The 21,361-nt window shown below is 68.4% G+C and carries 22 protein-coding genes; 11 read left to right on the forward strand and 11 right to left on the reverse strand.

Annotated features, from left to right (window positions below; translation table 11 throughout):
- Positions 1-45: 45 nt before the first annotated feature.
- Together FXN61_RS20050 and yaaA are read right to left on the reverse strand one after the other, a co-directional pair.
- Positions 46-1,014 (reverse strand): serine protein kinase RIO, encoded by a 969-nt coding sequence (locus FXN61_RS20050; RefSeq protein ID WP_376770687.1) that lies wholly within the window; start codon positions 1,012-1,014, stop codon positions 46-48.
- Positions 1,015-1,221: 207 nt separating this feature from the next.
- Positions 1,222-1,950, reverse strand: coding sequence for a peroxide stress protein YaaA (gene yaaA, locus FXN61_RS20055; protein WP_167975585.1), 729 nt, complete (start codon positions 1,948-1,950; stop codon positions 1,222-1,224).
- 113 nt (positions 1,951-2,063) lie between these two features.
- Here yaaA and FXN61_RS20060 point away from each other — a divergent pair, with 113 nt between their 5' ends.
- Positions 2,064-2,210, forward strand: a complete 147-nt coding sequence (locus tag FXN61_RS20060) for a hypothetical protein (RefSeq protein ID WP_167975586.1) — start codon at positions 2,064-2,066, stop codon at positions 2,208-2,210.
- A gap of 47 nt (positions 2,211-2,257) precedes the next feature.
- Here the strand turns inward: FXN61_RS20060 and FXN61_RS20065 are convergent, their stop codons facing one another.
- Positions 2,258-3,013 (reverse strand): SAM-dependent methyltransferase, encoded by a 756-nt coding sequence (locus tag FXN61_RS20065; RefSeq protein ID WP_167975587.1) that lies wholly within the window; start codon positions 3,011-3,013, stop codon positions 2,258-2,260.
- A gap of 86 nt (positions 3,014-3,099) precedes the next feature.
- On the opposite strand from FXN61_RS20065, the gene FXN61_RS20070 reads away from it, so the two are divergent.
- Positions 3,100-4,053, forward strand: coding sequence for a GNAT family N-acetyltransferase (locus FXN61_RS20070; RefSeq protein ID WP_167975588.1), 954 nt, complete (start codon positions 3,100-3,102; stop codon positions 4,051-4,053).
- A gap of 164 nt (positions 4,054-4,217) precedes the next feature.
- On the opposite strand, the gene FXN61_RS20075 is transcribed toward FXN61_RS20070, so the two are convergent.
- Entirely contained in the window at positions 4,218-4,577 is a 360-nt protein-coding gene (locus tag FXN61_RS20075) for a VOC family protein (RefSeq protein ID WP_167975589.1), read from the reverse strand.
- Positions 4,578-4,752: 175 nt separating this feature from the next.
- Between FXN61_RS20075 and FXN61_RS20080 the strand changes: the two genes are divergently transcribed.
- On the forward strand, positions 4,753-6,495 hold the full coding sequence (locus FXN61_RS20080; RefSeq protein WP_167975590.1) for a proline--tRNA ligase: 1,743 nt from the start codon (positions 4,753-4,755) through the stop codon (positions 6,493-6,495).
- 52 nt (positions 6,496-6,547) lie between these two features.
- Here FXN61_RS20080 and FXN61_RS20085 read toward each other — a convergent pair whose 3' ends face one another.
- Both FXN61_RS20085 and FXN61_RS20090 read right to left on the reverse strand, forming a co-directional pair.
- A complete protein-coding gene (locus FXN61_RS20085) occupies positions 6,548-9,085 on the reverse strand; it encodes an ATP-binding protein (protein ID WP_167975591.1) in 2,538 nt (845 codons plus the stop codon).
- A gap of 44 nt (positions 9,086-9,129) precedes the next feature.
- Positions 9,130-9,345 (reverse strand): hypothetical protein, encoded by a 216-nt coding sequence (locus FXN61_RS20090; protein WP_167975592.1) that lies wholly within the window; start codon positions 9,343-9,345, stop codon positions 9,130-9,132.
- Positions 9,346-10,125: 780 nt separating this feature from the next.
- Between FXN61_RS20090 and FXN61_RS20095 the strand changes: the two genes are divergently transcribed.
- Entirely contained in the window at positions 10,126-12,816 is a 2,691-nt protein-coding gene (locus FXN61_RS20095) for an AfsR/SARP family transcriptional regulator (protein ID WP_246291779.1), read from the forward strand.
- The gene (locus tag FXN61_RS52320) at positions 12,699-13,112 is read left to right on the forward strand and encodes a tetratricopeptide repeat protein (protein ID WP_246291783.1); all 414 of its coding nucleotides are present in this window, start codon (positions 12,699-12,701) and stop codon (positions 13,110-13,112) included. The genes FXN61_RS20095 and FXN61_RS52320 overlap by 118 nt, the downstream gene beginning before the upstream one ends.
- A gap of 3 nt (positions 13,113-13,115) precedes the next feature.
- On the opposite strand, the gene FXN61_RS20100 is transcribed toward FXN61_RS52320, so the two are convergent.
- Positions 13,116-14,045 carry a DUF8017 domain-containing protein gene (locus FXN61_RS20100; RefSeq protein WP_167975593.1) on the reverse strand — a complete coding sequence of 310 codons (930 nt, stop codon included), beginning with the start codon at positions 14,043-14,045 and terminating at the stop codon, positions 13,116-13,118.
- Positions 14,046-14,160: 115 nt separating this feature from the next.
- On the opposite strand from FXN61_RS20100, the gene FXN61_RS20105 reads away from it, so the two are divergent.
- Positions 14,161-15,123, forward strand: a complete 963-nt coding sequence (locus FXN61_RS20105) for a YhgE/Pip domain-containing protein (protein ID WP_188135273.1) — start codon at positions 14,161-14,163, stop codon at positions 15,121-15,123.
- On the opposite strand, the gene FXN61_RS20110 is transcribed toward FXN61_RS20105, so the two are convergent.
- The 3 genes from FXN61_RS20110 to FXN61_RS20120 are packed head-to-tail and all read right to left on the reverse strand — an operon-like array spanning position 15,019 to position 16,958.
- Complete coding sequence (locus FXN61_RS20110; protein WP_167975594.1) at positions 15,019-15,426, reverse strand: YjbQ family protein; 408 nt, start codon at positions 15,424-15,426, stop codon at positions 15,019-15,021. The two genes, FXN61_RS20105 and FXN61_RS20110, sit on opposite strands and share 105 nt — an antisense overlap.
- A gap of 3 nt (positions 15,427-15,429) precedes the next feature.
- A complete protein-coding gene (locus FXN61_RS20115) occupies positions 15,430-15,987 on the reverse strand; it encodes a sugar O-acetyltransferase (protein ID WP_167975595.1) in 558 nt (185 codons plus the stop codon).
- 8 nt (positions 15,988-15,995) lie between these two features.
- Entirely contained in the window at positions 15,996-16,958 is a 963-nt protein-coding gene (locus FXN61_RS20120; RefSeq protein ID WP_167975596.1) for a GlxA family transcriptional regulator, read from the reverse strand.
- Positions 16,959-17,074: 116 nt separating this feature from the next.
- Here FXN61_RS20120 and FXN61_RS20125 point away from each other — a divergent pair, with 116 nt between their 5' ends.
- Genes FXN61_RS20125 through FXN61_RS20145 form a run of 5 tightly spaced genes read left to right on the forward strand, consistent with a single transcriptional unit; the run spans position 17,075 to position 21,069 of the window.
- Positions 17,075-17,911 (forward strand): NAD(P)-dependent oxidoreductase, encoded by an 837-nt coding sequence (locus tag FXN61_RS20125; protein ID WP_167975597.1) that lies wholly within the window; start codon positions 17,075-17,077, stop codon positions 17,909-17,911.
- Between the two features lie 10 nt (positions 17,912-17,921).
- Positions 17,922-18,869, forward strand: coding sequence for a glycosyltransferase (locus FXN61_RS20130; protein WP_167975598.1), 948 nt, complete (start codon positions 17,922-17,924; stop codon positions 18,867-18,869).
- A gap of 11 nt (positions 18,870-18,880) precedes the next feature.
- On the forward strand, positions 18,881-19,345 hold the full coding sequence (locus tag FXN61_RS20135; RefSeq protein ID WP_167975599.1) for a DUF4442 domain-containing protein: 465 nt from the start codon (positions 18,881-18,883) through the stop codon (positions 19,343-19,345).
- Complete coding sequence (locus FXN61_RS20140) at positions 19,338-20,291, forward strand: aminotransferase class V-fold PLP-dependent enzyme (protein ID WP_167975600.1); 954 nt, start codon at positions 19,338-19,340, stop codon at positions 20,289-20,291. The genes FXN61_RS20135 and FXN61_RS20140 overlap by 8 nt, the downstream gene beginning before the upstream one ends.
- Before the next feature lie 25 nt (positions 20,292-20,316).
- Positions 20,317-21,069 (forward strand): hypothetical protein, encoded by a 753-nt coding sequence (locus tag FXN61_RS20145; protein ID WP_167975601.1) that lies wholly within the window; start codon positions 20,317-20,319, stop codon positions 21,067-21,069.
- A 4-nt stretch (positions 21,070-21,073) separates the two neighbouring features.
- Here the strand turns inward: FXN61_RS20145 and FXN61_RS20150 are convergent.
- On the reverse strand, positions 21,074-21,361 hold a 288-nt coding region (locus FXN61_RS20150; protein ID WP_167975602.1), incomplete at its 5' end, for a DUF4439 domain-containing protein.

Here is a 21,361-nt window from a genome sequence, read left to right on the forward strand (position 1 = left end):
CGCGCCCGGCAGTGTCGTTGGACACGGCCGGACGCGCAACGTGACTCACCCCATGCCCGCCACGTCCAGCAGCGTTGCCACCAGCGCGGACGGGTCGGCGATCTCCGGCGGGAGGCCGCGCGAGGCGAACCACTCGCTGATGTTGCGGACGTCGCGGTCGAGGAACTCCACACCGCGGGGGTTCGCGACGAGGTCGACCACCTGCGGCAGGTCGATCATGATCAGCCTGCTGTCGTGGACCATCAGGTTGTACGCGGACAGGTCGCCGTGCGTGACGCCCGCCTCCGCGAGCGTCATCAACGTGCCGACCAGCTGACGCCACAGGTCGAGCAGCTCGTCCTCTTCCGGACGGGCCTGCGCGAGCCGCGGTGCCGCGTTGCCCTCGTCGTCACCGATGAACTCCAGCAGCAGCTCCGTGCCGCTGCGCTGCACGGGATACGGCACGGGTGCGCCGATCTGCCACAACTTGGCGAGCGCGGCGAACTCCGCGACCGCCCACTGCTCCGCGATCAGGTTGCGCCCGAACGCGGTGCGGTTCTGGATGGCCCGCATCTCGCGGGACTTCTTCATCCTGCGACCCTCCAGATATCCCGCGTCGCGGTGGAACATCCGGTGGTCGTTGCTGCGGTAGCGCTTGGCGGCGAGCAGGCACGCCTTCTCGCCCATCGCGCGTTCCAGCAGGAAGACGTCCGCCTCCTTGCCGGTCTTCACGATGCCCAGCTCGCGGTCCACCGCGGCCAGCTCGGTGACGAGCCAGTCCGGGTGGGGCTTGGGGCCCTGGTCGGCGTCGCCCCACGTGGACCAGCGATCGCCGTCCTCGGGGGTGTCCGCCGTGCTGAGCTGGTCTTCGCGCACTCGCGAGACCCGCAGTTTTTCTTCTTCCGTCATGCGGCCGCGACGCGTCGGTTCCGCGTCGTCGCGGGTCTTGTTGGTGCGCTTTCCCTTGCGCCGCATGGTGTCGTCGGCGCCATCGAAAGCAGATTCGTAACGTTCGAAAAGATCGTGCTCGCGCACGGTGGGGTCTCCCGGAAGGTGAGGGTGACCGCCCCACAGGCGCTCTGCGATCAAACGATGCTGATCAGGCGCGAAGGGCGGAAGGACGGGTCGCGATCGCGGTGCCACGTCCAAAGACAGGCTCTGACATCTCGCACCTCCTCGTCCCTCACGCCGAACTTCGGCGAGCTGAAGCTTGCCCGGCCTCCCGCCGGGCCCGCAACCGAATTAATCAGTGATCAGGTCGGCGGTCTTCTCGCCGGTCGGCTCGAGCCGCATCCCGGCCTTCTCCGCGAGCCTGACCAGGCCTTTCAGGTCGTTCGGCGCTGTCCTGCTCTTCGCGATGGCACGCGCGAGCAGACCCTTGTGGGCCTTGTTGAAGTGGCTCACGACCTTGCCCTCGCTCGTGATCACCCGCACGACGACGGCGTGCGGGATCTTCGCGAGGCTCGAGTACGCGCCGGAACGCAGATCGACGACGAACTCGTCGGCCTCCTTGAGCACCGGCTCCAGCGCCGGCTTCCACAACGTGCGCAGACTGCCGTGGGACGGCAGCGTACTGCCGCCCGACAGCCGGTACGCGGGCACCGGATCCCCGCCGCGGATCGCCCCGAACAGCGCCGATGCGACCGCCAGCCGCTCGCAGGCCCGCTCGCGCTCGGCCTTCTTGAGCGACGGGAAGTCCAGGTTGTCGTAGAGCACGCCGGTGTAGCGCAGAAGCGCGGGCGTCGTTTCGGACGTGCGCAGTGCCGCGTTGCGGTGCACCTCGTCGACCTGGCGCTCGGAGATGTCGAGCGCCTTGAGGCTCGCCGGGACGTCCTTCGCGAGGTCGGCCAGCGCGGACACCAGCTTGTCGCGGACCGGGTTCAGCTCGGGGAACGACAGCGCGTCGAGGTCGAGCGGCGCACCCTCGCCGCCGATCGCCTTGGTCTCCGACGGGGGAAGCAGCACCAGCACGGTGGAAAGGGTAGGCCAAGGCCCGAAAACCGCTGGACCTGCGTCGTCCTCTGTACGCGTGGCCGCAGTGGACCGCGCTCTTCAGGTCGCTCGACGCGCGGCTGCGCCCTCAGGTGGCCGCGGCCCGCTTCCTGTTCGGAGTGGACCGGGGCGCCGTCGCCGCCGACGACGACCCGATCCCGGTGCTGGAGTTCGCGGCGTTCGCGGGCGAGGAGATCAACCGGACCCGGCGGGAAGGCGTGGAACACCTAGCTCAGTGATGGACCGCCCGGCTCTTGATCCGGGGGGCTCGAGCCCGGTCGGTTCTCTAGGGAGCCTGCAGCGTCACGTACGCGAGACCCAGCGTGCCGCGCCACCCGCGCAGACGGAAGTTGCGATGTCTGTCGGCCTTCGCGCGGATCTCCTCGGCGTGCGGAGAGTCCGGGTTGTCGCGCAACCAGCGTTCCCACGCCAGGCCGTGCCCGTTCTCGAACACGTCCCACTCGTCGAGGCTCGCCTGCTCCACCGCGAGCATGCGGTACCCGTGCGTGTGAGCGAGGTCCACCAGGTCGGCCAGTGAGCTGTACTGGTCGCGTGGGACCGGCATCGCCGCGAGCTGCTCCTCGGTCGGCTCGCGTTCCCAGAAACCCTCACCCAGCAACAGCTTCCCGCCCGCGCGCAGCAGTTGCCTCGCCGCGGTGAGCGCGTTCGCCGTGTGCTGCAACGGGTCTCCGCCCCACACCTGGCTGGCGCCGTTGACCACGACGACGTCGACCGGCCTGTCGGGTTGCCACTGGGCGACGTCGGCCACCTGCAGGCTGACACGCGGCAGAAGGCCTCGTGCTTCGGCGTTGGCCTGGGCGTGCGCGATGGCTGTGGCGTCGAGGTCGACACCCGTGCCGGTGGCGGTGGGTGCGGCTTCGAGCACTCGCAACAGGAACTCCGCCCAGCCGCAGCCGACGTCCAGCACGTGTGCGCCGTCGAGCGGCTTCAGCGTGTGGATCAGGCGGGCGGCCCGTTCCTCGGACAGCGGTCCGTGGAACGTGAGGTCGTCGTGCAGCGGTGCGATCTCCGGTGTCGTCATCGCACGCAGGATGGCGTCGGCGGCCCGGTCCGGGCAACGCGTTATTCGGTTGTTGGGGTCATCACCTCCCCGTAGCTTCAGTTGACGTGGAACTCGTGTGGCGCGCGCTCACGACAGCGGACATCCCGGCGGTGTCCGCGCTTTACGGCGCGGCCGAGTCGGTTGACGACACCGGTGAGCTGCTGTCCGAAGAGGACTTCGCCGAGTCGTTCGCCGAGTCGGACCTGCCAGGCGGGTCGCTGGCCGTGCTCGTGGACGACGTGCTCGCGGCGTACGGCCTGGTCGCGCTGCGGGACAATCCCGTGGGCACGCACCGCGTCCGCCTCGACGGGATGGTGCACCCGGAGTTCCGCCGCAACGGCATCGGGCGTCAACTGCTGCCGCGCCTCGTCACGATGGCGCGCGAACTGCACGCTGCACGTCACCCGGCGATGCCCATGGTGGCGACCACCATGGTCGAGAGCCGCTCGGCGGGCCACGTGGCGCTGGCCGAGTCACTCGGTTTCAGTGCGGACCGCCACTTCTACGAGCTGGAGGTGGCACTGGGCGAGTCACTCGCCCAGGTCCCGATCTCGTCCGCCTACGAGATCGTGCCGTTCTCCCCGGCCCGCGACGACGAGGTCCGCCAGGTGTGCAACGCGGCTTTCGCCGCGCACTGGGGCTCGACCGAGCGCAGCCCCGAGGAATGGGCGGCGTCCTTCACCAACAGCAAGCGGTTCGTTCCGGAGACCTCCTTTCTGGCGCTCGAAGACGGCGCCGTGATCGGTTTCGTGCTCGCACGGCACTACCCGGTCGTCGAGGAGCTGACCGGCGTCCGCGAACTGTGGATCGGGGACGTCGGCACCCTCGCGGAGCACCGCGGGCGTGGCGTCGCCTCGGCCTTGCTGAGCTGGACGTTGGCTCAGGCGAAGGCGCAGGGCTACGACCGTGCCGGGCTGTCCGTGGACACGGCCAACCCGACCCGTGCGCTCGGTGTGTACGAGCGCGCCGGGTTCGAGGTGGCTCGGACGTGGATCGACTACGGGTTGCGGTCGAGCTGAGCTAGCGCTCTTCGCCGGCCTGGCCGACACAGGGCTACAAAGGCTCTACGACCCTGCCGGGCACGACCAACTCGACCCGTCCGCTCGGTACGCACGAGCGCGCCGGGTTCGAGGTGGCACGGACCTGGACCGACCCGAGGCTCCCAAGTCGATCCGAGCGGGAGCTAGAGCTCTTCGCCCGCTTGGCCGACGCAGAACTCGTTGCCGTCCGGGTCGGCGAGCACCGACCAGACGATGCCGGGAACGCTGTGCACCGCGACCTCGGTGGCGCCCAGCGCGACGAGTCTGGCGACCTCCGCCTTGCGGTCCGGCACGTGCGAGTCGAAGTGGATGCGGTTCTTGCCCGGCGTGGCGTCCGGCACCTGCTGGATGCCGAGGGCCGGACCGTGTTCGGTGTTCGGCGCGAGGACGATGAACTCGCCCCAGTCGTTCTGGATGGTGGTGTTCAGCGCGGCCGTCCAGAACTCCGCGAGCTTGCGGGCGTCGCCGGTGTCGATGGTGAGCATGGCAATCGTCAGGGACATGCGACGGACGCTACTCAGGGGGTCTGACAATTCTGGTTCAAGCAGGTCAGAGGCCCTGAAACTGGAGATCGAACACCACAAAAAGATCAGCCGTACCTATAGATATACCGCTGCGGTTCCAGCACCGGAGCAACCAGTACGCTGCTCCAACAGCCGTGAAAGAGGAGTACCCACCGTGATCACCAGGATGTCGTCGCTGTTCCTGCGCACTCTTCGCGAGGATCCGGCGGACGCCGAAGTGCCCAGCCACAAGCTGCTGGTGCGCGCCGGCTACGTCCGCCGCGTCGCGCCGGGCGGATACTCCTGGCTGCCGCTCGGGCTGAAGGTCCTGCGCAACATCGAGGCCGTCGTCCGCGAGGAGATGGACGCGTTCGGCGCGCAGGAGATCCAGTTCCCCGCCCTGCTGCCCAAGGAGCCCTACGAGGCGACCAACCGGTGGGAGGAGTACGGGCCCAACATCTTCCGGCTCAAGGACCGCAAGGGCGCCGACTACCTGCTCGGTCCCACGCACGAGGAGCTGTTCACCCTCACCGTGAAGGGTGAGTACAGCTCCTACAAGGACTACCCGGTCACGCTGTACCAGATCCAGACCAAGTACCGCGACGAGGCGCGTCCCCGTGCGGGCATCCTGCGCGGCCGCGAGTTCCTGATGAAGGACTCGTACTCGTTCGACCTCACCGACGAGGGCTTGAGCAAGTCCTACCAGGACCACCGCGACGCCTACATCCGCATCTTCGACAGGCTCGGCCTCGAGTACGTGGTCGTGTCGGCGACGTCCGGTGCGATGGGCGGCTCCGCGTCCGAGGAGTTCCTCGCCGTCGCCGAGACGGGTGAGGACACGTTCGTGCGCAGCACCGAGTCGGGCTACGCGGCGAACGTCGAGGCCGTCACGACGCCGGTGCCCGCCGAGCAGTCGATCGACGACAAGCCCGCGGCGCAGGTGCACCACACGCCGAACACGCCCACCATCGAGACGTTGGTGGACTTCCTGAACGCGAACACCGACCGCAAGTTCACCGCGGCGGACACGCTGAAGAACGTCCTGGTCAAGCTGAAGCAGCCCGGCAAGGACTGGGAGCTGCTCGCCGTGGCCGTCCCCGGCGACCGCGAGGTGGACTTCAAGCGCCTCGAGGCGGCGATGGAGCCCGCAGAGGTCGCGATGGTCGACGAGGCGGACTTCGCCAAGAACTCGTTCCTGGTCAAGGGTTACATCGGACCGGGCGCGATCCAGGCGAACGGCATCCGCTTCCTCGCCGACCCCCGCGTCGTCAAGGGCACCGCGTGGGTCACCGGTGCGGACAAGGCCGACCACCACGTCGTCGACCTCGTGGCCGGCCGCGACTTCACGCCCGACGGCGTCATCGACGTCGCCGAGGTCCGCGAGGGCGACCCGTCGCCCGACGGCAAGGGTGTGCTGGTCGCCGCGCGCGGCATCGAGATCGGTCACATCTTCCAGCTCGGCCGCAAGTACGCGGACGCGTTCTCGCTCGACGCCCTCGGACCGGACTCCAAGCCCGTCCGCATCACCATGGGCTCGTACGGCGTCGGCGTCTCGCGTCTCGTCGCGGCCATCGCCGAGCAGTCGCACGACGACCGCGGCCTGATCTGGCCCCGCAACGTCGCCCCCGCCGACATCCACGTCGTCATCGCGGGCAAGGACGAGACGCTCGTCCAGGCCGGTGAGGACTTCGCGAAGCATCTCAGCGCCAAGGGCTTCAAGGTCCTGCTGGACGACCGCAAGGCGAGCCCCGGCGTGAAGTTCGCGGACGCCGAGCTCGTCGGCATCCCGACGATCCTGGTGATCGGCCGCGGCCTGCAGAACGGCGTCGTCGAGGTCAAGGACCGCAAGTCCGGTGACCGCGTCGAGGTGCCGGTCGCGGAGGCCGTCGACCACCTGGTGCAGCTCGTCCGCGGCTGACGGAATCCCGAAACGCCCGGCCGGTGGTCCCGGCCGGGCGTTTTTTCGCGGGTCAGCCCGCCCTGCGGTCGATGAGGTCCAGCGCTGGTTCCTCGAACCACGCCAGCGCCCGTTCGTGCTTGCGAGCACGCAAAGCACGGGGGAGTTGCTCGGCCACGACGTCACGCACGAGCAGGTGACGGAAGCCGTACTCGATCTCGCCGGTCTCGCTGTTGCGACCCTGCCGGCGCAGGAAGTCTCGCTGCTCCAGCAACTCCAGCGCCTTGGCGACGTCACCCGGGTCGCGTTGCCCCGTGGCGGCCACTGCCCCGGGAGACACCAGGTCGCCCACGACGGCGGCGTCCTGCAAGACGGCCTTCACCTCGAACGGCAGCGAGTCGAGCTGAGCCGTCAGAACACCGCGCACGGACGGTGGAACCGGCAGCGAAGCCTCGTTGTGCAGACAGGGCATGCGCGGGTCAGCAACCATGCGTGCGTACTCAGTGGCGAACAACGGGTTGCCGCCCACACACGACACGAGCGCCTGCCACAGGTCGGCGGAAAGCTCACGGGTTTCCAGCAGTGAGTTCAAGAGGCTGCGAGTTCCGTTGTGGGACAACGGTTCCAAGCTGATCGTGGTGGCGTTGCGCTTGCCGCCGAACCAGGACGGACGACGTTGCAGCAACTCGGGCCGCGCGGTGGCGATCACCAGCAGCGGCACGGAGCCCGCGTGTTCGCTCAGCTCCTCCACGAAGTCGAGCACCACGTCGTTCGCCCAGTGCAGGTCTTCGAGGAAGACGACCAGCGGATCGGAGTCGGCGATCTCCTCCAGAAACCGGCGCCACGACGGGAAGTCGGCGGACAGATCAGGGGACGGCTCCACCAGTCCGGTCAGGCTCGAAGTCAGGTGGTCCGCGAGTTCACCGACGCCGACCAACGACGAGACGGCGGCGCGCAGAGTTTCCGGGGAAGCGAAGCCGCGCACGACGTCCGACAAAAGCCCGTAGCCGTGGTCGTCGCCGAAAGCCGTGGCGGTGCCGCGCAAAGCCGTGGAGCACGAAGAGGTGAGCTCGTTGACGAGACGCGTCTTGCCCACCCCGGCTTCGCCCAGCACTGTCACGAAGTGCGGGCGGCGGCGGGTGCGGACCTCGTCGAGAAGCCCTTGCAGCACGGACAACTCACGCTCGCGCTCGACGAACGGCACCGCGGCCTGTGAGCGGCGGGTCGCACCCCGCGGGGACACGCACGAGACCGCCTGCCAGCCACTGGTCGGAGCGGGATCGGTCGCCCACGTCACGGAACCAGCGGCGTCACGGGTCGCTGAGCACGCACGAACCGCGCCCAACGGCGACAACGCCATCAGCTGACGGCACTGGTCGAGCAACACGCCGGTGGCGCTGGGCGCACCCGAAGCCGGTAGGCGGACGAGAGACTCGCCGGTCGCCACGCCGATCTGCACGTCCGCGACGGACGAGAGACGGTCGCGGATGGCCAACGCGGCACGCACAGCGCGGTCGGCGTCGTCCTCCGAAGTGCGGGGCACACCGAACAAAGCCAGGAACACGGAGCCGACATTGCCGCCGACGACGCCGCCCAACCGGGCAACCTCTGCGGAGACAACGGAATCGACCTCCTGATGCACCTCGTCGACGTCCTCGGGGTCACCGTCGCCGGCCGCGAGACCTAGCTGGGCGGACACCATCACGACACTGACGAGCTTGCGCTCCACTGTCGTCACGTCCATCGCGACGGCGGGAGCGGGGGACTCCACAGCGGGCGGCGGGGTGATCACGACGGGAGAAGACTGGCCGACGGCGAGCAGATGCCTGCGTTGCACCGACGGCGGAAGGTCCAGCACGGGCGCGTGGTCGAGGATCGCGCGTTCCATCTCCTGGAGTTCGCGTCCCGGCTCAAGCCCGAGTTCCTCCACCAACGCCGCCCTCGTGCGGCGATAGACGCTCAACGCGTCCACCTGCCTGCCACACCGGTAGAGCGCGAGCATGAGCTGCCCGTTCAGCCGTTCGCGATACGGCTCGACCTCGATCAACGACTCAAGCTCGCCGATGATCTCGTAGTGCCTCCCGCAGGCGAGCTCTGCCTCGAAGCAGTCCTCCTGCGTCGCCAGCCGCCAGTCCTTGATGGCGGTCAGCTCCGGCCAGTTGATGCCGGTCTCCGCGAGATCCGCGAGCACCGGCCCGCGCCACAGGCTCAGCGCCTTGCGGAGCACCTTCGCGGCGGCGGGCCAGTCGCCGGAGGACAGTTCACCTCGTCCCTGTTCGGTCAGCTGCTGGAAGCGCGACAGGTCGAGGGAGTTCTGGTCCACGCGCAGCAGGTACCCCGGCGCGTGGGTCAGCAGCAGTGCGGACCCTTCCGAGCCGCTGCCGTGTGGAGTGAGAACGCCACGCAGTCCGGAGACCGCGTTCTGGAGCATCTTTCGCGCGGTGGGCGGGACGTCGCGCGACCACAGCGCCTGGAGCAGCTTGCTGGTCGCCACCACGCGGTTGGCGTGCAGCAGGAGGAATCCCAGAGCCGCGCGCTGCTTGACGCCGCCCAGTGGCACGGGCATGTCGTCGTCGAGGACTTCCAGTGAGCCCAGCAGGTGGAATCGCATGGTTCTGGCCTCCATTGGGTGGTTTCCGGACGGAGGGGGTGTGATCAGCCCCAGGGGGTGTCGTCGTCCCACGGGGTGTCGTCGTTCGGGAGCGCGGGGAGTGTGATGCCCCGGCCCCACGGCGTGTCGTCGGAGGTGGTGGTGACGCCTCGGCCCCACGGGGTGTCGTCGGCCTGCGCGGTGCCGGCGAAGAGCGTGAGTGCCAGGGTCGCGGGAACAGCGGCGAGAACCAGAGCGGCGGCGGTCGTCTTGCGGATCATGTCGGCCTCCTCTTGCTTGGTCGGACTTCGGCTTCGAGTTGTGCTCCGGACGTCTTCGATCGGCGTCTGAGAACGAAGTTAGAAGTGCCGCCCATCGCCGCTCTATCGCGCACCCACCGCGTATCAATCGGCCGTGATGGCGGACCGGAAGTAACCAGTTGAGACGCCTGAACAGCTGACTCATCAGTCAGCAAACAGGTGTTACTACGCAGGGTGGTGGCTTATCCGCAGAATTAGGTGCGGTGTACCGCAATGGTTGGGTGCGGTTAGCGATCCGAACGAACGGCTTGTGCCGCTCGGAGTAGTCTCGATGAGGCGTTCAGGCTGCTTGGCGGCATGCAGTACGATCGTTGTGAAGTCCGCCGCCGCGGTGATGAATTCTCGGGAACGTACTGCTTGATCAGCGCTGATGTCCCCGTTCGGATCAGATCCAAATGAGATGCCTATTGAGATCGGGCGCATTATGGTGGATCGTGCGCCGATGCACAAGAAGGATCTTGACAGTTTTCCCTGCCAGGGCTAACTTTGGAGATCATCACCCATGCGAGTGACCGTCTGCAGTTGATGCAACCGGAGGTCAAACACGGGATGTGAAACAGTTTCATATTGAAACCCGATCTTGAGGTGACGCCCTGGGAGTGCCTTTTTCTGCGTCTTCGGCCGGATTGCACGAACGTGAGAAACGCGGTATCCCGTAAATGCAATCCCGTCACGGTTAAACGACCGGAGCGTGAGGTGTAGGGGCTTTGCGAGAGACAAAGGCGCGAGGGGTCGTCCGTCATGAGCTCCGCCCCTGACGAGAAGCTGATGTTCAAGCTGCTCGGCCCGATCGAGGTCATCGGCGCCGAGGAGCAGGTTCAGGTACCGCCGGGACGTCAGCAGACGATCCTGGGCGCTCTCCTGCTCGAAGCCAACCGCGTGGTCAGCATGGATCAGCTGATCGACCTCGTCTGGGAGCACACCCCGCCGTCGACCGCACGGGCGCAGATCCAGATCTGCGTGTCCGCGCTCCGGCGGGAGTTCGCGAGGGTCGACGTCGACGCCCAGATCGAGACGCGCCAACCCGGTTACCTGCTGCGAGTGGCCGGGGACAAGATCGACACCTTTCTCTTCGAACGCCGCGTGGCCGACTCCGACGCCGCCGTCCGTCAGGGACGCATGGAGGAGGCGTCGACGGTCCTTCGTGCGGCACTGGCGTTGTGGCGCGGACCCGCACTCGGCGGCGCCGGTGCCACGTTGCAGAACAAGGCGTTGCGTCTGGACGAGAAACGCTTGTCAGTGCTGGAGAACTGCGTCGACATCGAGCTGTTGCTCGGCAGGCATCACGCCCTCATCGGTGAGCTGCAGAGCATGGTGACCGAACATCCGCTGCGGGAACGGCCGCGCGGCCAGCTCATGCTCGCGCTCTACCGTTCCGGCCGGCAGTCCGAGGCTCTGGACGTCTACCGCACCGGCCGCGACCTGTTCATCGAGCACCTCGGCCTCGAACCGAGCGACCAGCTGCGCAAGCTCGAGACCGCGATCCTGACGGACGACGAGGTGCTGCGCCTCGACCAGGAGAAGCCGGTACCGGTCACCGTGCAGAACGTCGTGTCACCGCACCAACTTCCGGCCACCATCTCGGACTTCATCGGCCGCCAGGACGTCGTGGCGCGCGCGGAGGCACTGCTGTCCGGCGACCACATGACCATGCCGGTGGTGAACATCTCGGGCAAGGCGGGCATCGGTAAGAGCGCTCTCGCGGTCCACGTGGCGCACCGCGTCGCCGCCGAGACCTACCCGGACGGCCAGCTCTACTGCGACCTGCGCGGCACCCAGGCCCAACCGGCCACGCCCGCCGAGGTTCTCGGCCGGTTCCTGTCCGCCTTGGGCGCGGTCGGCTCGACGTTGCCCGACGGGGTGGACGAGCGCGCGGACATGTACCGCAGCATGCTCGCCAACCGGCGTGTCCTGGTCGTTCTCGACGACGCGGGCAGCGAGTCGCAGGTGCACCAGCTGCTTCCGGGCTCACCGACGTGCGGTGTCGTCGTCACGAGCAGGACCCGGTTGACCGGTCTCGCCGGATCTCATTTGGTCGACGTCGACTTCATGGACTCCGGCGACGCGCTGGAGCTCCTCGGCCGCATCATCAGCACGCAACGCCTGGAGAGCGAACCCGTTGCGGCGTCGGCGTTGGTGGACGTCGTGGGAGGGCTCCCACTCGCCCTGCGCATCATCGGCGCCCGTCTCGCCGCCCGCCCACACTGGACGCTGGCCTCGATGGTCGGCCGCCTCGCCGACGAACGGCACCGCCTCGACGAGCTCGTGCACGGCGACATGGTCGTGCGCGCCAGCCTGTCGCTGACCTACGACGGCCTGGAGCCCGACACGTGCCGGGTCATGCGCCTGATGTCGTTGCTGGAAGCGGAAAGCCTGACCGTCTGGACGGCGTCGGCGCTCACCGACGACGAGCGTCACCGAGGCTTCGACCTCCTCGAACGCCTTGTCGACGCCCAGCTGCTCGACGTGGTGGGCAGCGACGTGACGGGGTTGCCCCGCTATCGCTTCCACGACCTGATCCGTTTGTTCGCCAAGGAACAGCTCGCCGTGCACGAGTCCCCTGCCACCCAGCTGGCCGCGGTGGAACGCGTCGCCGGTGGCTGGCTCGCGATGGCGGAGCAGGCCCATCAACGGCTCTACGGCGGCGACTTCACCGTCCTGCACGGCCATGGTCAACGTTGGCAGCCGCACGCCCCGTACCTCGGTCAGGTGCTGCAGGACCCGTTGGGCTGGCTGGAAAGCGAGCGCCCGAACATCTGCGCGGCCGTGCTGCAGGCAGCCGACGCCGGCCTGGACGAGCTGTGCTGGGACCTCGCGATGACGCTCGTGACGTTGTTCGAGACCCGCAGCTACCTCGACGACTGGCAGCAGACGCACGAACGAGCACTGGCGGCCGTTCGCAAGGCGGGCAACAAGCGCGGCACCGCGGCTCTGCTGTGCTCGATGGGATCACTGCACCACAGCCAGCGCCGGATGGAAGCGTCCCGGACGGCCCTGGAACCCGCGCTGGAACTCTTCACCGAGCTCGACGACGCCCACGGCTCGCTCTGGTGCGCCGCAACCTGGGGTTGCTGGAGTACAACGAGGGACGCCCAGAGCTCGCCACCCGGATCTTCGAGCAGTCACTGGCCGGCTTCAAACGCGTCGGCGACGTCGTCGGCCAGGCGTACGTGGTGTCCCAGCTCGCGCAGCTGTCGCTGGACCGCGGCGACCACGAGCTCGCGGTGGGACAGTTGCGCGGCGCTCTCGGCATGTGCCGGGAGATCTCCAGCCCGCGCGTCGAGGCCCAGGTGCTGTACCGGCTCGGCGGCGCGATGCTGGTGCAGGGCCGCTACGAGCAGGCGCAGCAGCTCATCACGTCGGTGCTCGGCATGGTGCAACGCTCCGGCGACACCGTCGGCGAGAGCTACGCGTTGCACTCGCTCGGCCTGATCCACGGCCGCATGCGGATGTTCGCCGAGGCCGGGCGACTGCTGCGGCGCGCGATTCGGTTGTGCGAGGAGAACCTCGACCGGGTCGGTGCGGCGCGGATCCGGCTCGACCTGGCGCAGCTGGTGTCGCAGCGCGGTGAGACGTTCCACGCGATCGCCATCGTGGAGCAGGCGATGATGACGTTCCAGGAGCTGCGGCTCGCGCTGTGGGAAAGCAAGGCGCTCGCCGTGCTGGAGAAGATCACCACCGAGAACCCGCTGCCCGCCGCCGTTTCCTCGAACGGCGGCGCGCGGTAGGTCCTACGTGGTCGGCACCAGCGAGTCGACCATCTTCTGCAGCTCGGTCTCCTTGGGCAGCGGCGGCGTGGTGCCGCCTCCACCACCCTCCAGGTCTCCGTTGACGGCCAGCACGTGCAGCTTGTTGCTGCCGTTGAGCACGACGACCTTGACCATCCCCTTGCTCGCCAGGCACTTGTTGGCGGACTGGGTGATCGTGGCGTCGACCTGCACGCCCTCGACGACGACCTTCTTGCCGTCCTTCTGGGTGTGCTGGATCTTCACCGGCTTGGGCTGGGTCAGCGTGACCTGCGGATCACCGCCGGACGAGTAGTACTGCGTCGCCAGGGCCTTGGTGAAGTCCGTGGCCGTCTTGTTGATGTCGCCCTTGGGCAGCAGCGTGCCGCCGTTGGTGCCCTTGGTGTACCCCTTGCCCTCGCACGTGTAGTCGCCGTAGGAGGTGACGGCGGACAGCGAGATGCCCTCGAACTTGTCGACCGGGATCCTGGCGTCGGCGACGACGTCCCAGTTCTTCGGGACCTCGTAGTTGTAGCCGAGGGACGTCTCGACGCACTGCAAGCCCTCGTTCTTGCACGCACCACTGGTCGCCTGCGACGAGGCGGAAGTCGGCGTGGACGGGTCGGTCTGCGCGTTCGTGTTGCCCGAGCGTGAGAGCAGGAACCACGTCAAGCCACCACCGGCCAGCAGCACCAGCACGACCGTGCCGAGCACCAGCCACAACGTCTTCTTGCTCTTCTTCGGCGGCTCGTTGTCGAAGCCGCCGCCGTACACGCCTAGGCCGCCGTACCCGCCGCCGTAGCCCTGCTGCGGGAAACCGCCCGTCTGCGGGTAGCCGCCGACCTGGTAGCCGCCGCTCTGGTAGTCACCCTGCTGCTGGCCCCAGCCCTGCTGGTCGTTCCAGCCGCCCTGTCCGCCGCCACCTGGGTAAGTCACGGCGCAAACGGTACCTGGTGGGTACGACAGTCCTTAATTCATCATGCGTTGACTTCGTCGGGTGTCGAGCGTAGCGTGCCGACTAAATTCAACGCATGATGAACTTGGGAGGTCAATGATGCGCACCGCGCTGGTCACCGCCGTCGCAGGCGCGGTGGTGGCGTTTCTTCTGGGATTGCTGACTTTCGGCGTGCAGGCGACCACGCACCCGCGCGACGTCCCGCTCGCCGTGGTGGCGCCTCCGCCGATCGCGGAACGCGTCAAGGCGGCCGACTCGGCCGAGGTCGACATCAGGGTCGTGGAAGCAGTCGAAGCCCGGACCCTGTTGGCGGACAAGGAGGTCTACGGGGTCCTGGAGATCTCACCCGGCCAGGCGACGATCCGGCTCAACCCCGCGGTCAACCCGTCAGGCACGCAGGTCGCGCAACAGGTGCTGACCGGTGTCGCGCAAGGTGCCGGGCTGCAGGTCAAGGTCGAGGCTCAGGCCGTGTCCGCCGCTGAACGCACGGCGCCTCTTGCCGCGAGTGCGCTGCTGTGGGTCGGCGGGATGGTCGCCGGACTGCTGTTCGTGGTGCTGAAGGGACGTCGGCAAAGGCTGCTTTCGGCGCTGACCACCGCCGTGCTCGTCGTCGGCTCGGTGGTCGGGTTGCTGGCGTGGTGGGGTGTCACGTTCAGCGCGCAGGCACTGGGCTTCCTGCTCGCCGTCGCCGTGTCGTTCGCGCTGCTGCAGGCAGGGCTGTTCAAACACCTCGGCATCCGCGCGATGGCGATCCTCGGCCTGCTCTACCTGATGGCACCCGCGGTGGCGGGCCAGGTGCCCGAGCTGCTCAACCCCGCTTACCGGGCGGTGCTGTGGTCGTGGACGCCGTTCCGGTTCTCGACGGAGGGTTTGCGCAGCCTGATGTACGACGGGTCCATCACCACCGAGTGGTGGGTGTTCGGCGGGATCGCGCTCGCCGGGCTCGTACTGCTGCTAGCCGGCAAGGAAGCTCAGCCGGACCGTGCGGACGGGGTTGTCGACGTTGGTGTCGACCAGGCAGATCGACTGCCACGTTCCGAGCGTGAGCACACCGCCTAGCACCGGGATCGTCGCGTACGGCGGCACCAGCGCGGGCATCACGTGGTCACGGCCGTGGCCAGGGGTGCCGTGCCGGTGCCGCCACTTCACGTCGCGGGGCAGGATGCGTTCCAGCGCGGTCAGCAGGTCGTCGTCGCTGCCCGCGCCCGTCTCGATGATGGCGACGCCCGCGGTCGCGTGGGGCACCCACACGTGCAGCAGGCCGTCGCCGTTCTCGCTGTCGAGGAACCTCTGGCACTCGCGGGTCAGGTCGTGCACGACCTCCTCGGCACCGGTGCGGATCTGGATCTCCTCGCTGCGCATGGATCAGATCTTACGAACCACCCGCGCCGGGTTGCCGACCGCGAGCACGTGATCAGGCAAATCGCGCGTCACGACACTGCCGGCGCCGACGACCGTGTTGTTCCCGATGGTGACGCCGGGGCAGACGATCACGCCGCCACCGAACCACACCTTGTCCCCGATGACGATCGGCGCGGTGGTCTCCCAGCCCGCGATCCGGGCGTCGTGGTCCTCGATCGGGTGCAACGCCGTCAGCAGCTGCACGCGCGGACCCATCATCACGTTGTCTCCGATGGTGACCGGGCCGCAGTCGAGGATGATGCCGTCGTAGTTCATGAAGCTGTTCGAGCCGATGCGGGTGTTGTAGCCGTACTCGATCTGCAGGCGCGGCAGCAGAACCGTGTTCTCGCCGATCTCCGCGACGAAGCTCTTCAGGATCGCGTGCATGCCCTCGTAGTCGCCGGGTTCCAGCGCGTTGAAGCGGTTCATCTCGCGCCACGCCCGTTGCCGGTCCAGCTCCAGCTCGGGGTCCATCGACAGGTAGGGCTCGCCCTTGATCATCTTCTCGCGGTTGGTTCCCATGGGGACATTCAAGCGGTGTAGGCGCGGCGGTGATCGGTGGGCGTGACGCCGACGTGGGCGGTGAAGTGGCGGCGCAGGTTCGTGCCGGTGCCCAGCCCGCAGCGCTCCGCGACCTGTTCCACGGACAGCGAGGTCGTCTCCAGCAACGCCTGGGCGTGCGCGATGCGCTGGGCCAGCAGCCACCGCAACGGGGTGCTGCCGGTGGCCTCGCGCAGGCGGCGGAAGAACGTGCGCTGGCTCATCCCTGCGCGGCTGGCCATCTCCGCGACCGTGAGTGGGCGGTCCAGGTGCCGCACCGCCCACTCCAGCGCCGGGGCGATGCTGTCGTCATCGGTGTCCGGCACGTGCCGGGTGACGAACTGCGCCTGGCCGCCGGTGCGGTGCGCGGGCACGCACAGCTTGCGAGCCAACTGGTTGGCCACGTGCGCGCCGAAGTCCTGGCGCACCAGGTGCAGGCACAGGTCGAGCCCCGCGGCCGCGCCCGCGCTGGTGAGGATGGTGCCGTCCTCGATGTAGAGCACCGAGTCGTCGACCTCGACCCGCGGGTACCGGCGGGCCAGGCGGTCGGTGTACGACCAGTGCGCCGTGGCGCGGCGGCCGTCCAGCAGACCGGCTTCGGCGAGCACGAACGCTCCGTTGCACAGCGCGGCGATGCGTGTGCCGTTGTCCGCGGCGTCCTGAAGTTCCTTGACCAGCAAGGGGCTCAGCGGTTCGGTGCCGTCGAGAACGGCCTGCGGGACGGACGGGACGATGATCGTGTCCGCGCCGTGCAGGCCCTCCAGACCGTGTTCGGGGCTGAGCACCCAGCCGTGCCTGGCCCGTGGTGCGGCGGGGTTCAGGCCGCACAACCTCATGGTGTACCAGGGATCGAAGTGGTCGATGCCGAACACCACACACGCCAGCCCGGCCTCGTAAACGTCCCACAGGGCCGGTGCGTCATCGTCGGTCACCAAGATCGCCACCGTACCCATGGCGCCAATCTAGCTGGCAGCAACCGTGCGAATGTCGGCATTTCTGCCACTGTCGGCGTGCTGCGCGGCTTGCGAGGGTTGTGGCGATCAACCAGCAACCCTTGGGGGACAACACAATGCACTCCGATGTTGCCGTGCTCGGCCTCGGTCAGATGGGTTCGGCGCTCGCCTCCGCCTTCCTGCGTGCCGGGCATCGCGTCACGGTCTGGAACCGCTCTTCCGCCAGGACGGCACCTCTCGTGGCACAGGGCGCCCACGCGGCCAGCTCGGCGGTGGAGGCCCAGCGCTCCGCACCCGTCGTGGTGGCCTGCGTGCTGGACTACCCGGCGCTGATGGAGATCCTCGACCCGGAGCTGCCCGGCATCCTGGTCAATCTCACCTCGGGCTCACCGGAACAGGCCCGCGAGATGGCCGGGCGCGGCCTGCGCTACGTCGACGGCGGCATCATGACCACGCCGCCCGGCATCGGCGACCAGCGCTCGATGATCCTCTACAGCGGCGACCAGGACGCCTTCGCCGAGGCGTCCGGTCTGTTGTCGGCGCTGGCCGAGCCGATCAACCTCGGCGCCGACCCCGGCCTGGCCGCCCTGTACGACACGGCACTGCTCAGCATCATGTGGGCGACGCTCACCGGGTGGCTGCACGCCAGCGCCCTCGTCACCGCCGACGGTGCCACCGCGCAGCACTTCACGCCGCTGGCCACCCGCTGGCTCGGCCCGGTCGCGGGGTTCATCAGCACCTACACCCCGCAGGTCGATGCCGGCGCCTATCCCGGTTCGGACGCGACTCTCGACGTACACCTCGCCACTTTGGAACACCTGGTGCACGCCAGCGAGGTGCGGAAGATCGACGCGGCGTTGCCTCGGCTGTTCCACGACTACGCGGTGAGGGCGGTCGAAGCGGGCCACGGCACGGACGGCTGGGCCCGGATCATCGAGCTGCTGCGCGCGTAGATTCGCCGCCATGCGCGTGCTTTTCGCCAGCATGGCCACCGTCGGTCACACCTACCCGTTGATCCCGCTGGCGGTCGCTTTGCGCGACGCCGGGCACGAGGTCCACTTCGCCGTCGGTGACGAGATGCACCCGGAGCTGGAACGGCTGGGGCTGCGGCCGTTCCGCCCGGGACTCGTGTTCGGTGAGATCTACGCCGGCGACATCGCGCCCGAACTGGAACGCGTCCTGCCCGACCTCGTGATCAGCGGGTGGGCGGTCCCCGAGGTGTTCGGGGAAGCACGCAGGCGGGCGTTTCCCGTGCTGTGGCACGGGTTCGGGCGGATGTTCGACGAAGGCATCGGGCTGGCGCGGCCGGACGGCGGGCGGCACGTCGACATCTGCCCGCCTTCGTTGCAGGACAAGGGCTTTCTCCAGGAGAGGATCCTGCTCCGCCCGGTGCCGTACTCGGCGCCGGGCGAGGTTCCGCGGCGCACGCACGAGAAGCTGGTCTACCTCACGCTCGGCACCACGTTCGGCACGGAATCCGTGCTGACCACCGCCATCGCCGGACTCGGAAAGCTCGACGCCCAGGTGGTCGTCGCCGCTCCGCGCGTCCAGCTCGCCGACCTGCCGCCGAACGTGACCGTGCACCCGTGGCTGCCGCAGACCGAGGTGATCAGGCAGGCGGACGTCGTCGTGCACCACGGCGGCAGCGGCACGATGCTGGCCGCTCTGGCGGAGGGCGTCCCGCAGGTCGTGCTGCCGCAGGGCGCGGACCAGTTCGGCAACGCGTCAGCGCTCGTCGGGGCGGGCGCGGCGGTGCGGCCGGAAGCGGTGAGTGCCGAGGCGATCGCGGAGAGCGCACGACTGCTGCTCGTGGACGGCAGCTACCGGGAAGCCGCAGGTCAGGTGGCGCGGGAGATACGTCACATGCCTTCGCCGAAGGAAGTTGCGGACAGTCTGGCGGAGGTTGTGTAACACTGTTTTTTATGAAGGCAAGCCGCCTGCGCTTCGGGATGAACCTGTGGCCACCGTTCCTGTTCGCCGGGATCCGCGTGCTGGAGATCTCGCCGGACTACCGCTACGCGCGTGTGCGGATGCGTCTGCGTCCGTGGAACCGCAACTTCTTCGGCACCCACTTCGGCGGCTCGCTGTTCGCGATGACCGACCCGTTCTGGGTGCTGCTGCTCTTCAACCAGCTCGCCGGCGACCACGTGGTGTGGGACCAGGCCGGTGAGATCGAGTTCGTCGCGCCGGGACGCGGCACGGTCTACGCCGAGTTCCGGCTGACCGACGAGCACGTCGAGCAGGTGCTGGCGCAGACCGGTTCCGGTGAGAAGGCGTTGATCTGGTTCGACACCGACGTCGTCGGGCAGGATGGGACCGTGATCGCAAAGGTGAGGAAGCAGGTCTACGCGCGCCGCAAGCGCGACAAGCAGCTCGCGCATGCGTGAGGCCTTCGGTGCGGTTTTCGACGTCGAGCCGGGTTACCTGAACACGGCGTCCATCGGCGTGCCTCCGCGGCACGTCGCCGACGCGGTGGCGGCCGCTCATGAACGGTGGCGGCGCGGCCAGGACACCTCGTCGAGCTTCAACGACGCGGTCGAGACGTCCAGGGAGGCGTGGGGCCGGCTGATCGGGGTGCCCTCGACGTCGGTCGCGTGCGGCGCCACGGTCTCGCAATTCGCGTCGCTGGTCGCGCAGTCGCTGCCCGCCGGGTCGAAGGTCTTCGTCGAACCGGGGGAGTTCACCAGCGTCACGTTGCCGTTCGTCGCGGCGGGGCACGAGATGGTGTCCACAGTGGACGCTGCGGATCTCGTTGCCGTGAGCGTCGTCCAGTCGGCGGACGGGAAGATCGCGGACCTCGAAGCGTTGCGGGCGTCCGGCAAACCGGTGCTGCTGGACGTGTCGCAGGCCGCGGGGTGGATGCCGTTGTCGCTGGCGTGGGCCGATTTCGTCGTCGGGGTCGCCTACAAGTGGCTGATGGCCCCGAAGGGCGCGGCCTGGATGGCGGTCCGGCCGGATCGGATGGACTTCCTCAAGCCGGTGGCGGCGAACTGGTACAGCACCGAGGAGAACTACGGGACCGAGCTGGTGCTCCGTCCGGACGCACGGCGGTTCGACCTCTCGCCGACGTGGTCCGCCCACGTCGGTGCGGCGATAGCACTCCCATGGGTGGCCACGCTGGACCTGGAGGCCGTGCGCGCGCACTGCGTGAACCTGACGGATCACCTGCTGACCGGGCTGGGTCTCCCGCCCAACGGCTCGGCGATCGTCTCAGTCGGCGTCCCTCCCGTTCCTGGCGTCGTGTCCTCGGTTCGTGCAGGTCGGACGCGGTTCGCGTGTCACATGTACAACACGATCGAGGACGTTGATCGGGTGCTCGCAGCGCTTGAGTGACCGCCGTCCGTTACCGTGGGTCCTTGTGTCGGAACCACGCCAGTCACCTGAAGAGGTGACGCAGAACCTGCCTCGCTTCCCACCGAGGCCGACCGACACCGCGCCGCTCTACCCGGCCGACGAGCTGATGAAGCTCCAGTCGATCATGGACAACCGCCAGGGGCAGCTGCCCCCACAGCCCCCGCCGCGCAAGAAGACGACGTGGGTGGGCAAGGCGCTGGCGCTCGTCGCTGTCGCGGTGGTGTCGGGGTTCGTGTGGTGGGTGTTGCAGCCGTCTGACCCGGTCGACAAGCCGGTCGCGCAACCGCAGAAGACCGCGGGCGAGTTCGAGTTCACCTCCGTGTCGCAGCTGCCTGATCCGGTGAAGGACAGCGACTGCGCGGCCCACGCGACGGGGCAGACGCAGGCGTTCCTCAAGACGACGCCGTGCCTGCAGCTGACGCGGGCGTTCTACTCGGCCAAGCTGCCCGACGGCCGGATCGTGTACTCGTCGGTGTCCGTGGTGAAGATGCGCACGGCGGCCGAGGCGAAGCAGCTGCGGGAGCTGACCCAGAAGGACGGCACCGGCAACGTCAAGGACCTGGTGCTGGACAAGGCCATCAGCGTGCCGCCGCTGACCACGCTGGCCAACGGCGGGTACGCCTCAGAGCAACGCGACGAGGAGGTCGTGATCGTCGAGTCGGACTCGCCGGTCAGGGGTGCCGACGCGCTCGCGCACAACAAGGAGATGAAGAAGGTCTCCGCGGACGCGATCAGACTCGCGTCCTCGTTCGCCTGAGCACTCAGCCCGACGCAACGCCCGGCATCGTGATGGATGCCGGGGTGGTGCCCGCGGCCTTGCGCCATCGGGTCGCCCGCACCGCGGCCGTCGTCAGCGACTCCAGCGCCGACGTCCGCAGGCCGGGGTCGTCAGTCCGTTCCAGCACGCCACGCCACGCGGCACACGTGTCCTGCTCGACGGCGACGAGAGCCGCGAGCGCGGAAGCCCGTCCGAGACGGGCGAGGGCGGCAGGTAGGCGGCAGCGGGCGGGTTCGGCGTCGCGCCTTGGTCCCGCAGCCACCGCTCGGTC

This window comes from Lentzea indica, from assembly GCF_012184385.1.
Lineage (GTDB): Bacteria > Actinomycetota > Actinomycetes > Mycobacteriales > Pseudonocardiaceae > Lentzea > Lentzea indica.

Coding starts and splice junctions, on each gene's coding strand:
- FXN61_RS20065 (WP_167975587.1), bottom strand. CDS start 3,013: ATGACGACACCGGAGATCGCACCGCTGCACGACGACCTCACGTTCCAC.
- FXN61_RS20075 (WP_167975589.1), bottom strand. CDS start 4,577: ATGTCCCTGACGATTGCCATGCTCACCATCGACACCGGCGACGCCCGC.
- FXN61_RS20085 (WP_167975591.1), bottom strand. CDS start 9,085: ATGCGATTCCACCTGCTGGGCTCACTGGAAGTCCTCGACGACGACATG.
- FXN61_RS20090 (WP_167975592.1), bottom strand. CDS start 9,345: ATGATCCGCAAGACGACCGCCGCCGCTCTGGTTCTCGCCGCTGTTCCC.
- FXN61_RS20095 (WP_246291779.1), top strand. CDS start 10,126: ATGAGCTCCGCCCCTGACGAGAAGCTGATGTTCAAGCTGCTCGGCCCG.
- FXN61_RS52320 (WP_246291783.1), top strand. CDS start 12,699: ATGCTGGTGCAGGGCCGCTACGAGCAGGCGCAGCAGCTCATCACGTCG.
- FXN61_RS20105 (WP_188135273.1), top strand. CDS start 14,161: ATGATGCGCACCGCGCTGGTCACCGCCGTCGCAGGCGCGGTGGTGGCG.
- FXN61_RS20110 (WP_167975594.1), bottom strand. CDS start 15,426: ATGCGCAGCGAGGAGATCCAGATCCGCACCGGTGCCGAGGAGGTCGTG.
- FXN61_RS20115 (WP_167975595.1), bottom strand. CDS start 15,987: ATGGGAACCAACCGCGAGAAGATGATCAAGGGCGAGCCCTACCTGTCG.
- FXN61_RS20120 (WP_167975596.1), bottom strand. CDS start 16,958: ATGGGTACGGTGGCGATCTTGGTGACCGACGATGACGCACCGGCCCTG.
- FXN61_RS20125 (WP_167975597.1), top strand. CDS start 17,075: ATGCACTCCGATGTTGCCGTGCTCGGCCTCGGTCAGATGGGTTCGGCG.
- FXN61_RS20130 (WP_167975598.1), top strand. CDS start 17,922: ATGCGCGTGCTTTTCGCCAGCATGGCCACCGTCGGTCACACCTACCCG.
- FXN61_RS20135 (WP_167975599.1), top strand. CDS start 18,881: ATGAAGGCAAGCCGCCTGCGCTTCGGGATGAACCTGTGGCCACCGTTC.
- FXN61_RS20140 (WP_167975600.1), top strand. CDS start 19,338: ATGCGTGAGGCCTTCGGTGCGGTTTTCGACGTCGAGCCGGGTTACCTG.